General features: G+C 66.8%; 13 protein-coding genes. 3 read left to right on the top strand and 10 right to left on the bottom strand.

The genetic code is table 11. The annotated features are described in order from the left end of the window. Together Q8M13_RS00685 and miaA are read right to left on the bottom strand one after the other, a co-directional pair. Positions 1 to 847 (bottom strand): thiamine pyrophosphate-binding protein (locus Q8M13_RS00685; RefSeq protein WP_305297693.1); only part of this gene is annotated, 847 nt, incomplete at its 3' end. 173 nt (positions 848 to 1,020) lie between these two features. Further along, positions 1,021 to 1,950 carry a tRNA (adenosine(37)-N6)-dimethylallyltransferase MiaA gene (gene miaA / locus Q8M13_RS00680; RefSeq protein WP_305297692.1) on the bottom strand — a complete coding sequence of 310 codons (930 nt, stop codon included), beginning with the start codon at positions 1,948 to 1,950 and terminating at the stop codon, positions 1,021 to 1,023. Here miaA and serB point away from each other — a divergent pair. Together serB and Q8M13_RS00670 are read left to right on the top strand one after the other, a co-directional pair. Continuing rightward, positions 1,949 to 2,842, top strand: a complete 894-nt coding sequence (gene serB, locus Q8M13_RS00675; protein WP_305297691.1) for a phosphoserine phosphatase SerB — start codon at positions 1,949 to 1,951, stop codon at positions 2,840 to 2,842. The two genes, miaA and serB, sit on opposite strands and share 2 nt — an antisense overlap. Positions 2,843 to 2,891: 49 nt before the next feature. After that, positions 2,892 to 3,557 carry an HAD family phosphatase gene (locus Q8M13_RS00670; RefSeq protein WP_305297690.1) on the top strand — a complete coding sequence of 222 codons (666 nt, stop codon included), beginning with the start codon at positions 2,892 to 2,894 and terminating at the stop codon, positions 3,555 to 3,557. On the opposite strand, the gene Q8M13_RS00665 is transcribed toward Q8M13_RS00670, so the two are convergent. The 4 genes from Q8M13_RS00665 to hflK all read right to left on the bottom strand — a co-directional run bounded on the left by Q8M13_RS00665 (position 3,541) and on the right by hflK (position 7,035). After that, complete coding sequence (locus Q8M13_RS00665; protein WP_305297689.1) at positions 3,541 to 4,329, bottom strand: S1C family serine protease; 789 nt, start codon at positions 4,327 to 4,329, stop codon at positions 3,541 to 3,543. The two genes, Q8M13_RS00670 and Q8M13_RS00665, sit on opposite strands and share 17 nt — an antisense overlap. A 77-nt stretch (positions 4,330 to 4,406) precedes the next feature. Further along, positions 4,407 to 4,913, bottom strand: a complete 507-nt coding sequence (locus Q8M13_RS00660) for a GNAT family N-acetyltransferase (RefSeq protein WP_305297688.1) — start codon at positions 4,911 to 4,913, stop codon at positions 4,407 to 4,409. Positions 4,914 to 4,951: 38 nt separating this feature from the next. Continuing rightward, positions 4,952 to 5,842: a protease modulator HflC gene (hflC, locus tag Q8M13_RS00655; protein WP_305297687.1), complete on the bottom strand. Its 891-nt coding sequence runs from the start codon at positions 5,840 to 5,842 to the stop codon at positions 4,952 to 4,954. Continuing rightward, positions 5,839 to 7,035, bottom strand: a complete 1,197-nt coding sequence (hflK, locus tag Q8M13_RS00650; protein WP_305297686.1) for an FtsH protease activity modulator HflK — start codon at positions 7,033 to 7,035, stop codon at positions 5,839 to 5,841. The genes hflC and hflK overlap by 4 nt, the downstream gene beginning before the upstream one ends. A gap of 123 nt (positions 7,036 to 7,158) precedes the next feature. Between hflK and Q8M13_RS00645 the strand changes: the two genes are divergently transcribed. Next, positions 7,159 to 8,271 carry an Mrp/NBP35 family ATP-binding protein gene (locus Q8M13_RS00645; RefSeq protein ID WP_305297685.1) on the top strand — a complete coding sequence of 371 codons (1,113 nt, stop codon included), beginning with the start codon at positions 7,159 to 7,161 and terminating at the stop codon, positions 8,269 to 8,271. A gap of 43 nt (positions 8,272 to 8,314) precedes the next feature. Here the strand turns inward: Q8M13_RS00645 and Q8M13_RS00640 are convergent, their stop codons facing one another. The 4 genes from Q8M13_RS00640 to Q8M13_RS00625 form a co-directional block, all read right to left on the bottom strand. After that, positions 8,315 to 9,727 carry an MFS transporter gene (locus tag Q8M13_RS00640; protein ID WP_305297684.1) on the bottom strand — a complete coding sequence of 471 codons (1,413 nt, stop codon included), beginning with the start codon at positions 9,725 to 9,727 and terminating at the stop codon, positions 8,315 to 8,317. Between the two features lie 96 nt (positions 9,728 to 9,823). Next, complete coding sequence (locus Q8M13_RS00635; protein ID WP_305297683.1) at positions 9,824 to 11,254, bottom strand: MFS transporter; 1,431 nt, start codon at positions 11,252 to 11,254, stop codon at positions 9,824 to 9,826. 167 nt (positions 11,255 to 11,421) lie between these two features. Next, positions 11,422 to 12,327, bottom strand: coding sequence for an SDR family NAD(P)-dependent oxidoreductase (locus tag Q8M13_RS00630; protein ID WP_305297682.1), 906 nt, complete (start codon positions 12,325 to 12,327; stop codon positions 11,422 to 11,424). A gap of 68 nt (positions 12,328 to 12,395) precedes the next feature. Beyond that, positions 12,396 to 13,361: an HlyD family secretion protein gene (locus tag Q8M13_RS00625; RefSeq protein ID WP_305297681.1), complete on the bottom strand. Its 966-nt coding sequence runs from the start codon at positions 13,359 to 13,361 to the stop codon at positions 12,396 to 12,398. Position 13,362 lies beyond the last annotated feature (1 nt).

Genomic DNA, 13,362 nt, shown 5'->3' with positions numbered 1-13,362 from the left:
TGGCGTTATTGGCTTCGAAGCTGCCGTGCATGCCCAGCATGCCCAGCCACGCCGGATTGGAGGCGGGGAAGGCGCCCAGGCCCATCAGGGTCGAGGTGACCGGCGCGCCGGTCAGCTTGGCGAATTCGCGCAGCAGCTCAGAGGCGCGGGGGCCGGCGTTGATGACGCCGCCACCGGTGTAGAGGATCGGCCGACGCGCGCCGGCGATCATCGCCACGGCCTCGGCGATCTTGGCCGAGTCGCCCTTGGTCCGCGGATTGTAGTTGTGGGCGTGAACGACTTCCTTGGGGCCCTGATAGGCGCCCTTGGAGAACTGCACGTCCTTCGGGATGTCGATGACCACCGGGCCAGGGCGGCCCGAGGTGGCGATGTGGAAGGCCTCGTGGATGATCCGGGGCAGATCGGCCACGTCCTTCACCAGGTAGTTGTGCTTGGTGATCGGCCGGGTGATGCCGATGGTGTCGCATTCCTGGAAGGCGTCGGTGCCGATCAGGTGCGTGGCGACTTGGCCGGTGAAGACGATCATCGGGATCGAGTCCATCAGCGCGTCGACAATGCCGGTGATGGCGTTGGTCGCGCCCGGGCCCGAGGTGACTAGGACGACGCCCGGCTTGCCGGTCGAGCGGGCGTAGCCCTCGGCGGCATGGGTCGCGCCCTGCTCGTGGCGGACCAGCACGTGCTGCAGCCGCGCCTCTTCGAACAAGGCGTCATAGATCGGCAGGACCGCGCCGCCCGGATAGCCGAAGAGCACTTCGACGCCCTGGTCGATGAGGGCGCGGACCACGATCTCGGCGCCGGTCAGGGTTTCGGTCGTGGCGGGGGCTTCGATAGTCTGGTGGGCGGTCATTTCGGGCGGCCTTGGTTTTCGGCAATAAAAAAGGCCCTCAATGGGGCCTGTGGCAAGCGACCTTTAACGGGCTGACGACGATGTCAGTCCGCGAGAGGTCGCCCAGAGAGTACAAGAAGCTCACGCACGAGCGTTCTCCAAATGAAGTCAGCAACGCTCATGACATGCCCCGATCAGCCCGTCAAGGCGGGGCTGAGAGCAAGAAACTGCCTCCACTGGCTTTCGTGGTCGACGGCGTCGATCCGGGGCCAGTCGGCCATCTGTCCTCGCAGCCAGGTCGACTGGCGCTTGGCGTAGCGGCGGGTCTCGCGTTGAGCGGCGTCCAATCCCTCGGCGAGGCTGGTCTCGCCCCGCAGATAGGCGGCCAGTTCGCGGTAGCCGACGGCCTTCATGGCGGGCAGGGCCGGATCCAGTTCCCGCGCGGCGAGGGCGGCGACCTCGTCCAAGGCCCCCTGATCAATCATGTTCTCGAGCCGGACATCGCAGCGGTCGTAGAGGGCCTGACGAGGCGGCTCCAGCGCGACGGCGTTCCAGGAAGCGGGCTCCAGGGCCGGATCGGTGCGAGCCTGCCAGTCGCTGAGCGAGGTCCCGGTGGCGGCGTAGACTTCCCAGGCGCGCGATAGTCGTTGACGGTCGGCCGGGGAAATCCGGGCCTCGGCGGCAGGATCGACCTGCGCCAACCGGTCGCGGAAGGCGGCTTCGCCCAAGGCGTCGAAATCTGCGGCGGATGCGCGGCGAACCTCGGCAGGCGTCTGCGGCACGTCGGCCAGCCCATGGGTGAGAGCGCGGAAATAAAGGCCGGTGCCGCCTACGACCACCGCCGGGCGTCCCCGTTCGGCGATATCGCCCAGCACTGAGGTGGCGGCCCGCTGCCAACGGCCGACCGACCAGCCGTCAGCGGCGTCGACGGTTCCAAACAGGTGATGGAGGGCTTGAGCCTCTTCCTCGACTGATGGACGCGCGGTCAGCAGGCGCAGGTCGGCATAGAGCTGCAGCGCGTCGCCATTGACGATCTCGGCGCCGATTTCCTGGGCCAGCCGCAGGGCCAGCGCCGACTTGCCGCTTGCCGTCGGCCCGGCGATCAGCCAGATGCGGGGCTCCATGCAGATCGCCCTTACCCTTGTCGGTCCCGATTCAGACGCGGCTCTACAGGCCGTCGCCCTTGTAACGCCAGCGCTCGCAGGAGCCCATGCCCGCGTCAAGGAGCCCCGCATCCTTGGCGACGGCGCCGTGGATTTACTGGTTGAAGCTGAGGCCGTCGGATTGGTCCGCGCCGCGGCGGAAGCCAGTCTTGCGCACTTGCCGGTCGATATCTGCGCCCAACCCTGGAACGGGCGTCGCAAGCGACTGCTGATCGCCGACATGGACTCCACCATCATCGGCTGCGAGTGCATCGATGAACTGGCCGACTTCGCGGGCGTGAAAGAACAGGTCTCGGCGATCACCGAGCGCGCCATGCAGGGCGAGCTCGACTTCGAGGCGGCTCTGCGCGAGCGCGTGGCCATGCTCAAGGGCTTGCCGCTCAGCGCGCTGCAACAGGCCTATGACGAGCGTGTTCGGCTTAATCCGGGCGCCCGGACGCTAGTCCGAACCATGGCGACGCATGGCGCTCGCTGCGCCTTGGTCTCCGGCGGCTTCACCTTCTTCACCAGCCGCGTGGCTCAGGCCGCAGGCTTCCATCTCGACCGCGCCAACATTCTGCACGACGACGGCCACGGCCTGACCGGGACGGTCGGAGAGCCGATCCTTGGCCGCGAAGCCAAGCTCGCTTCGTTGAAGGACCTGTCTCAAGCCCAGGGGATCGAGCTGGCGGAAACCCTGGCGGTCGGCGACGGCGCCAATGACCTGGGCATGATCGAAGCTGCGGGCCTGGGCGTGGCCTACCGCGCCAAGCCGATCGTGGCGGCCCAAGCCGACGCCAAGGTGGACCATGCCTCGCTCACGGCGCTGCTCTATTTCCAAGGCTATCGCGCCGACGAGTTCGTAACCGACTGAAGCGGGGTTTGATTTCCGCCATAGGGCCAAGCTCGCTAGAGACAGCGCCATGAGCTTGCCTCGCGCGCCCCTCGCCGTCGTCTTCGACATGGACGGCCTGCTCTGCGACACCGAAGTCGTCTATCGCGACGCGATGATCGCAGTGGCGGCCGAGGACGGCCACGACATGCCGTTGTCGCTGTTCAAAAGCATGATCGGCCTGCCGGGCCCGTCGGGCGACCGCAAGGTGCTTGACCACTTCGGAGACGATTTCCCGATCGAGTCCTTCAACACCCGTATCCGCGACTACGTGGATGCAGCCTGCGTCGCCGGGGTGGCGCTCAAGGCCGGGGTCGTCGAGTTGCTGGACCACTTGGACGAACTTGGCCTGCCTCGCGCGATCGCGACCTCGTCGAGCCATCGGTCAGTTCAATCCCACCTCGGCCACAGCGGCATCATCCCGCGGTTCAACACGGTGGTGGCGCGGGGCGACTATGTGCTCGGCAAGCCCAATCCCGATCCCTTCCTGACCGCGGCCGCGCGGTTGGGGATCGCGCCTGAGTTCTGCTTGGCGCTTGAGGACAGCCATAACGGCGTGCGCGCCGCATCCACGGCGGGAATGATGACCATCATGGTTCCAGACCTGCTCGACCCCACGCAGGAGATGCATGACCTTTGCGTCCGCATCGCCCGTGACCTGCATGAGGTCGAGGCCTTGATCAGGGCCTCGCGCTAGCCGCCGCGCGATTGTTGTTGGGCGGGTTCTTGAACCGCTCGATCACGTCCTTGACGACATTGGACGGGATGGCGAAGGCCAGGCCCGCGCCCGGCTCGCCCCGCGACTCCCGTGCGCTGGCCATGCCGATCACCTGGCCGGACGAATTCAGCAGCGGCCCACCCGATCCGCCAGCCGTCAAAGGCGCATCGGTCTGGATGTAGGCGGTCACCGGCCCGCTCAAGGCGCCATTGGCGAAGCGGTTCTCGCCCGCCGGACCGATCTGCCGGTTGATCGCCGAGACGATGCCCGAGGTGGCGGTCCCGACCAGGCCATACGGCGCGCCCATCAGGACGACCGGCTGCCCGGCTTTCACCTGATTGCTGTCGGCCAGTGTAAGCGGGACCAATTGCTTGCCCGGGGTGGTGCTGAACACCGCCACATCGGCGACCTCGTCCGACCCGATCAATTCGGCCCGCGCCACGCTGCCATCGGCGAAGACCACGCTGACCACCGGCATGCCGCCGGTGACATGAGCGGCGGTGACGATCAGGCCTTCCGACGAGACCACGAAACCCGATCCCATCGGCATGGCCTCGCCGCGCGGTCCGCCTGAGACGGTGATCATCACGGTCGCGCGTTGGCCTCGATCCACGGCCCCGATGAAGCCCTCGCCGCCGCGCGGGGCGTGTGGCGTGTCGTCCGAACCGCGCGTCAGGCCCCAGCCGAGCAGCAGCAGGATGACCAGCGCGACGACGCCGGCCGCGGCGTGCAGAAGTTGTTGGGTGCGCAAGACGGACTCCGGGCGAAAAACCTTCACGCCCAAAAGCGGCCAAGGTCGAGCTTGGTTCCACCGGGAGGGGTGCGGCTTTAGAGCGCGATCCAGTAGTGCAAGGCGGTCTCGCCTGGTCGCCAGATATGCGGGACCGAGGCGGTGTGCACCCCGCCGTTCTTCTCGATCACCTTGATCGAGGCGGGGTTCAGCGCATTGACGGTCAGCAGCACGCGGCGCAGCGGCAGGTTCGCGCGAATATAATCCAGACCCTCGGCCAGCATGGCGCTAGCGTGGCCGTTACCGCGTGCGCTGGGGCGAACCGCGTAGCCGACGTGCCCGCCGACCTTTTCAAGGTTTTCGTTGAGATGGTGGCGGACGTGGAAGGAGCCGAGGAACGTCTCGCCCTCCACGTACCAGAGGACGCTCGAGGGCACCGCCGCGCCTTGCCCGCCGTCTGGCAAGGTCACGGTCGTCGGTGGATTGCGCTGGCTCTCGATGAAGGCCTCCGGATCGGCCGCGATCTCGGCGATCGATTCCGGAGTCTCAGCCCGCAGGGTATCGCGGGAGTATCCCTCGCGCAGGGCCTCCAGGAAGGAAGGCATCTGCGCGAGGTCTGATCGTATGAGCCTTGGCATTAGGCTTAGCGGGCGTTCGGGCCGCCGTCGAAGTACTTGAAGAACTCGCTGTCGGGCGACAGCACCATGGTGGTGTCGCCGCGGCCGAGCGAAGCCTCATAGGCCTGCATGGACCGGTAGAATGAGGCGAAGGCCGGGTCACGTCCGAAGCTCTGAGCGAACAGACGGGTGCGTTGGGCGTCGCCCTCGCCTCGGGTGGTCTCGGCTTCCTGGTGAGCCGTGGCGAGCGTGATCGCGACTTCGCGGTCGGCGCCGGCGATGATCTCACGCTTGCGCTGTTCGCCCTCGGCCCGAGTTTCGGCCGCCTGTTGCTGACGGGAGGTCTGCATCCGGCGATAGACCGCCGCCTGGTTGGCGGCCGGCAGATCGGCGCGCTTGATGCGCAGGTCGATGATCTCGATGCCCAGCTTGGACGAGTTGGCGCGGGCGGCGACATCGGCGCGGGTCTTGGCCATCAGCTCACCGCGACGACCGGAGATGATGTCGTTGGAGGTCGCCGAACCCAGCACCTGACGGAGCGAGGAGTTCACCAGCCGTTCGATCCGGTCGGACGCGGTCCGCTCGTCACGAAGGGTGCGGTAGTACTGCAGCGGATTGGAGATCCGGTAGCGGACGAAGGCGTCCACGACCAGGCGCTGCTGGTCGGCGGCGATGACTTCTTCCTGTTCGGCTTCCAGTGCGAGGTTGCGCTTGTCGAACATCACGACGTTTTCGATGAAGGGCGCCTTCATCTTCAAGCCAGGGTCCGGATCGCCGGGCGCGTTCACGACGCGGACCGGCTCGCCGAGCCGCACGATCACGGCCTGGGTACGTTGGTCGACGATGAAGAAGGTCTGCGACAGTACGATCAGCAGACCGACGACGATGACGGCGATGACGGTGAGATTGCGGTTCATCGGGCGGCTCCCGTGCTGGGAGTCGGCGCAGCGCCGGTCTCGGGTTGCGGCTCGACACGCACGGCGGACAGCGCGGCGGTACGTGGGCGGAAGACGTCCGGCGGCAGAATGATCGGCGCGCTAGCGCCCTTGCCGTCGATGACCACCTTGTTCGAGTTCTGGAGCACGCGTTGCATGGTCTCGATGTAGAGCCGCTCCTTGGTCACACCAGGGGCCTTGCGGTACTCATTGTAGATCTGGTCGAAGCGCGACACGTCGCCGGTGGCCTCGCGCACGGACTGCTCGCGATAACCGCGGGCGGATTCGATCAGCTTGGCCGCGTCACCCTTGGCTTCGTTGATCACCCGGTTGCGATAGGTGTTGGCCTCGTTGGCGGCGCTCTCGGCGTCCTGCTGGGCGTTGGTCACGTCGCGGAACGCGGCGACGACCTCGGTCGGCGGGTTGGCGGTGCGGATCTGCACTTCGACGACGGTCACGCCGGCGTTCCAGGAATCCAGGGTCCGTTGCATGGTCTCGGCCGCCTGGGCCTGAACCTGACCGCGGCCGCGCGTCAGCACGTCCTGAAGCGGGGTGCGGCCGACGACTTCGCGCATGGCGCTTTCGGCGACGGCTTTGACGGCCGAGTCCTGGTCGCGAACGTTGAAGACGAAGTTGCGGGCGTTCGCCACGCGCCAGGTCACGCTGAAGTCCAGGTCGACGATGTTCTCATCGCCGGTGAGCATCAGGCTTTCGGCGGGCACGTCATTGGTGGCGGTGCCGCCGATGTCGATGCGGTTGAGGCTGGTGACCGGCACCTTCTCGACGCGCTCAAGCGGGATCGGCAGGTGATAGCGGATGCCGGGACCCTCGGAGCGCGAGTAGGCGCCGAAGGTGGTGACGACCGCCTGTTCGTTGGGTTGGACGATGTAGATGCCCGACAGCGCCCAGAGGCCGAAGCCGACACCAGCCACCGCAGCGATCGCGCCAGGACGGATACCGTCGCCGCCGGGGCCGCCGAAGAAGTCGCGAACCTGCTGCTGCAGACGCTCGAACGCTGCGTTCAGTTCAGGCCCTTCAGGGCGGCGCGGTCCACGCGGACCATTGCCGCCGCCACCGCCGGTGGGCCGGCGGGGTGGAGGCTTTTTATCGCCATTCCCATCGTTCGGGGGCGGAGCGCCCCAAGGACCGGGGTTCGCGTTGTCATTCCAAGGCATGGTCGCGTCGTCTTGCTTTCGTCTCGGCGCGGCCGCGTCGTGAGGCCCGTGGCTGGGCTTGTAAACCGGCGCTGTGAGCCGGATATGTTACTCAACGTCGGTTAAAGCAAGGCAAAGGGCCCAATGGATTCGACAATCCCCGATCGAAACGCCGTTCTCGCGGCCCTTGACGGGGTCTTAGATCCGAAATCGGGCAAGGGTCTGGTGGCCGCTGGCCTGGTCCGTGGACTGACGATTGGCCCCGGTCGAGCTGGCTTCATGCTGGAGGTCCCGGCCTCTGAAACCGGGCTCTATGGCCCAGTTCATGGCGAGGCCCAGGCGGCGCTCTCGGCCGTGCCCGGGGTCGCCAAGGCCCAGGTGGTGTTGACCGCTGAGCATGACGCGCCGCCGCCCGCTGAGGGCGTCACCCGGGTCCGCAAGGGCGCCCGCGTGAGCGAGGATCCCAAGGCCGCGCCGGCTCCATCGCCCGAGGCGGCCCGTCCGGCTCATGTGCGCCGCGTGATCGCAGTGGCCAGCGGCAAGGGCGGGGTGGGCAAGTCCACCGTGTCGGTGAACCTGGCGACGGCGTTCGCCGAGCTGGGTTTGAAAGTCGGGGTGCTCGACGCCGACGTTTACGGCCCCTCGGCGCCGCGCATGCTGGGGATCGACGGCGAGCCCGCCTTTGAGAACGGCAAACTTCAACCCCTGCACGCCTGGGGTCTGAAGGTCATGTCGATCGGCTTCCTGGTCGATGAGGGCGCGCCGATGATCTGGCGTGGCCCCATGGCGTCTTCGGCTGTTCGCCAGATGATGAACGACGTGGCCTGGGGTTCGGAAGCCGAGCCGCTGGACGTGCTGGTCGTCGACCTGCCGCCTGGCACCGGCGACATTCAGCTCACCCTGATCCAGAAAATGAAGATCGACGGGGTGGTGATCGTTTCCACGCCGCAGGAGATCGCCCTGATCGATGCGCGCCGCGCGGTGTCGATGTTCCAGAAGACCGGCACTCCGATCCTCGGCGTGATCGAGAACATGGCCTTCTTCACCGATCCGTCGACCGGCGCGCCGATCCCGATCTTCGGTACGGGCGGGGCCAAGGCCGAGGCTGAACGTCTGGGCGTACCGCTGCTGGCCGAGGTGCCTTTGGAGATGGCCTTGCGCGAAGCCTGCGACAACGGCCGCCCGGTGGTGGCCACGACGCCGGACAGCGCTGCGGCCCAGGCTTTCATCGCCGCGGCCAAGGCGTTGATGGTTTGACGACCTGCTCCTCCCCCACACCGCGGGGGAGGAGGCTATCTCCCTAGCGGGGGGTATCGGTCGCCAGGCCGACGCCGCTGACCGAGTCCAGCAGCGCCGCCTGGGCGGCCAACGCGTCGCGTTCATCGAGCTGGCGGCGCACGTCGGCGTGGCGGGTGGCGTCCAGCTTCCAGCCAATGAAGGCCGCGCCGCCGAAGAACACGAAGATGATCGGGGCGAAGACGTAGCAGAGCTCCAGGCCCCGGATGGCCTCGGGGGTGTTCACCGCGCCTTCGGCGGCGTTGTAGCCGACGATGTCGAGCACCCAGAAGCTGATGCCGACCGTGATCGCCGTCCCGATCTTTTGGGTGGTCGTGACCAGGGCGTAGAGCAGACCGACGCGTTCCTTGCCGGTTTCAAGCCTGACCTCGTCGGCGACGTCGGCGACCATGGCCCGGACGATCAGGATGAAGGCCGAGGAGACGAAGCCGACCGACATCATGCCGGGGATAGCCAGCGACATGGTGGCCGGCGGAATGATCATCAGCGCTGACTGGGTGAAGGCGTAGGCAACCGCCGCGGTGATGATCGCACGGTGCTTGCCGACCTTCTGCGCCAGCCAGCCCCAGAACATCGAGCCGAGCAGGCCCGCGGCGATGAAGAAGACCAGCAGCACGCCGGTCTGCTGGGTCGAGTAGCCCCGGGCGTCGTGGAAGAAGAACAGATAGAGGGCGGCCGTGGTGCCCGGACCAAGCGCCATGAACAGGTCGGCGAAGATCAGCCGCGCCATTTCCGGGCGGCGGACCAGATCCCAGTAGTCGGCCAGGGTGGCGCGTTCCTTGTCGGCCTCGGGGTTGATGCGCTCGGGGGTCACGAACGAGCACAGGGCAACGGTGATAGGCAGCAGGATGATGCAGAACCAGCCCATGGCGTGGACGCCGTTGGCGCCGGTGCCCTTGGGGCCGAGGGCCAGCGGGAGCAGCAGGATCAGCACCGCCCCAACCACGCCGACCGCCTGGATCACGCCATAGACGCGCGAGCGGTCATGATAGTCGGTCGCCAGCGAGGCGGCCCAGGCCGCCTGAGCCAGGGTCAGGATCGAGATGCCGACATAGAGCACCAGGAGCCAGCCGATCAGGTAGCCCTCGGTGATCCCGGGCTTGGCCATGAACAGCATGTAGGAGGCCGCCATGACGATTGGCGCGCCGAGCACCAGCCAAGGCCGGTAGCGGCCGAACCGCGACTGCGTGCGGTCCATGGCCATCCCCAGGGCCGGGTCGAGGGCCATGTCGAGCAGTCGCACGATAGTGAAGGCGCTGCCGACCGCGACGAGCGACAGGCCAAGCTGCGCGGCGAAGAAGCGGGGAAGATAAACCGCCATCACCAGCCCAATGGCGGCGATGGGAAGCGCGGTCGATGCAAACGACATGACCACGGGCAGTGACAGCCGTTGGCTGCTGGTGGCGGTATTCGCCATGAATGCCTCAAATGTCTGGTCCCGGGAAAAATGGTCCGGGCGGCTTAGAAAATGACGGCCCGGGACGAGGTCCCAGGCCGGTATCAATCTCAGGTACTATCTGCTTGCTTGGGGTGGGACCGCAATGGCCGCCTCACCGGAAATCGTCTCGATGACTGGCGCCTCGTCATAGAGGGCGTCGCGTTCGTCGAGCTGGCGGCGGATCTCGGCGTGCCGCTCGGGGCCCAGCTTGTAGCCGAACATGCAGGCCCCACCGAGCATGACGAACGCCACCGGACCGATCAGGTAGGCGAGCTCAAGGTTGTGGATCGCTTCGGGCGTGTTGGCTGCGCCTTCCGTGGCGATATAGCCGACCTTCGAGAGCACGAAGAAGGTCAGACCGATCGAGAAGGCGCCGGCGATCTTGGAGGTCATCACTGTCATGGCGTAGAGCAGGCCCGCACGCTCTCTGCCCTGTTCAAGGCGCACCTCGTCGGCGATGTCTGCGGTCATCGCCCGCGTCAGGACGTTGAAACCGGCGGCCAGGAAGCCGGCCATGAACATCGGGACCGCGCCGATGAGCATGTTGCCCTGGGGGATCGCCATCAGCGAGATTAGCACCAGCGAGTAGCCGGTCGTGGCGACCATCACCGCGCGGTGCTTGGAGATCTTGGTCGCCAGGCGCCCCATCAGCGGCGCCCCGACGAAGCCCGCCAGGATGTATATCGCCAGCAGGATGCTGGCTTGGCCGGTGGTGTAGCCGCGGCTGTCGGTGAAGAAGAACAGGTAGAGCGCGCTCATCCAGCCCGGGCCAAGCGCGAGGCACAGGTCAGCCAGGAGGATCCGGGCGAAGGAGGGGCGGGCTATCAGCGCCCAATAGTCCCGCATGCGGAACTGTTGGCCGGCCACCTCCGGCGCGATCTTTTCGGGAGTGCGCCAGACGACCAGGGCCACGGCGATCGGAGTCATGGCGAAAATGAACCAGCCCATGGTGGCGACGTTGCCCGCGTCCGAGGCGCCTCGAGCTTCGTTGATGATGGGGATCGCCAGCGCAGCCGCCGCGCCGATCACGCCAATGGCGGTCATGATCCCAAATAGCCGGGAGCGGTCGTCGTAGTGGGGTGCGAGCGTCGCGGCCCAGGCGACGTGGGAGAGGGTGAGGATCGAGTTGCCCAGGTACATGACCAGCAACCAGATGATCAGATAGGCCCGACCTACGCCTTCCGGCGGCATGAAGAGGAAGTAGATCCCCGCCATCAGGACAGGCGCCCCCAGGATCGTCCAGATCCGGTAGCGGCCCCATCTGCTGCGGGTCTTGTCCATCGACCAGCCCAGCAGGCCGTCGATCGGAATGTCGATCATGCGGACGAAGAAGAAGGCCGCGCCGATCAAGGCCAGGTCGATCCCCAGATGGCTGGCGTAGTGGCGAGGCAGGTAGACCGAAACCGCGATCGCGACCGCTGAGATCGGCAGGCTGGTGGCGGCGAAGGCAAAGGCGGTGGATAGGGGCAGGGCTCGGGCGCGCGCAGCCGGCGGGGCCTGGGTCAAGTTTCGATTCTCCCATGATCGATCCAGGCCTCTGATCGGGCCCGGTCTCGGATCCAGGTTACGCGCGATAACCTAGGCGGCGGCAAGTGAATTCGTCGAAACAAAAACGGGCGGCCGCCTCCTTGAGAAACGACCGCCCGCTAACTTGCACCTTTTTGGTGTGGGTCTTAGCCGCCTTGCAGCTTGCGGAAGAACTTGCCGCTCTGCTCGCCGCCGTTGACATAGGCCTGCTGGCCTTCCGGATCGGAGATCTTGGACCAGTTGTCGCGGACTTCCTCGACCGACAGGCCGCCCTCGCCGAGGTACACGCCCTCGGTTTCGTAAATGCGCGACATGGCGAAAGCGCCGGCGCCGGCGGTCAGGATCGCGCCGGTCGGGGCTTCTTCCGAGGCCAGGTAGACGACGCCCGGGGTCACGTATTCCGGCTTCAGCTTTTCCAGCACCGCCGGAGGCATCAGGTTCTCGGTCATCCGGGTGGCGGCCACCGGGCTGATGGCGTTGATGTGGATGTTGTTCTTCTGGCCTTCGAGCTTGATGGTGTTCATGAAGCCGATGATGCCGAGCTTGGCCGCGCCGTAGTTCGACTGGCCGAAGTTGCCGTACATGCCCGACGACGAGGTCGTCACGACGATGCGGCCGTAGTTCTGCTCGCGCATGATTTTCCAGACGGCCTTCACGGGCTTCACGGTGCCCATGAGGTGGACGTTCACGACCAGCTCGAAGTCGGCCAGTTCCATCTTGGAGAAGGACTTGTCGCGCAGGATGCCGGCGTTGGCGATCAGGATGTCGATGCGGCCCCAGGTATCCATGGCCTGCTTGATCATCAGGGCGACGCCGGCGTCGTCGGTGACCGACGAGCCGTTGGAGATGGCCTCGCCGCCAGCGGCCTTGATCTCGGCCACGACCGCGTCCGCGGCGGCGGAGGACCCGCCCGAACCGTCAACCGAACCGCCGAGGTCGTTGACCACGACCTTGGCGCCGCGACGGGCCAACTCAAGGGCGTGCTGACGGCCAAGGCCGCCGCCAGCGCCGGTGACGATCGCGACTTTGCCGTCGAAGCGGATGTCCGCCATGGAAGTCTCCCAGGGATTAAAATTCGCCGCGGTTTGTGCGGCGCGGGAAGCGGGAGGTCAAGCGCCGCTTAGCGCGCCGCCAGGGTCTGCACCCCGCCCCGCATGAACTTCACCAGCACGCGCTGGCCGATCAGGAAGGGCGCGGTGTCGGCGCTGACCACCACCTCGACGACGCGGTCGTCGGCGCGTTCGGTGGGATCGTCGGACTGGAGCTTGCGGGCGCCGAACACCGCCGCGCGGCGAATGACCTTGCCGTTGTAGACCTTGGTCGGGTCGGATTCAGGGGCGATCTGCACGGTCTGACCGATCGCCACGTGCGGCAGGGAGCTCTCGGCGATCTCGGCGCGGACGATGCGCGGAGCCACCGGCTCCAGGTCGAACATGTTGGAGACGTTGAGGGTCGAGGCGCCCGCGCCAGGGTTGGCGTAGCGCCGCGCGATGCGGCCGTCGGACGGCGCGCGGATCATGGTCAGCTCGAGATTGTAGCGGGCTTCCTCCAGCGCGGCCTGGGCGGTGGCCACCGCCGCGCGCTGGGCCTGCAGGTTGGCCTGGGCCTCCCTGATCTTGTCGGCGGCCTGGTCGAGCTTCTGGGCTGCGACGAAGTTGGTGGAGACCAGCGATTGCAGGCGTTGGTGCTCCCGCTGGGCGGTGGAGAGCTGAACCTGCAGCAGGGCGATCTGAGCTTTGGCCTGGTCGACGGCGGCGCTTGCGCGGGCGGCGGACAGCTTGGGTTCGTCGTCTTCCTGGCGAGCCAGGATCTGGCCTTTCACGACCTTGTCGCCTTCCTGGACATAGACATCCCGGACGATGCCGGCCCGGCGGGCGGCGACCTGAATCATGCCGCCCTCGACGTCGGCCTTGCCGTTGGCGACGGCGACAAACGGGCTCTTGGGCGCTGCGGCTGCGGCGGCCCGGGCTTCAGCGGCCTTCTTCGCCTTGGCTTGGCCAGCCATGGCGAAGGCGCCTCCGCCGATCACGGACAGGGCGGCGATGACGGTGATCTTGATGCGATGCGACTGAATGAACTTGAACATG

Origin of the sequence: Phenylobacterium sp. (assembly GCF_030681155.1) — a bacterium.
GTDB lineage: Bacteria > Pseudomonadota > Alphaproteobacteria > Caulobacterales > Caulobacteraceae > Phenylobacterium.
The sequence above is the reverse complement of the archived record's forward strand: the minus strand, read 5'-3'. Positions and strand labels throughout refer to the sequence as shown.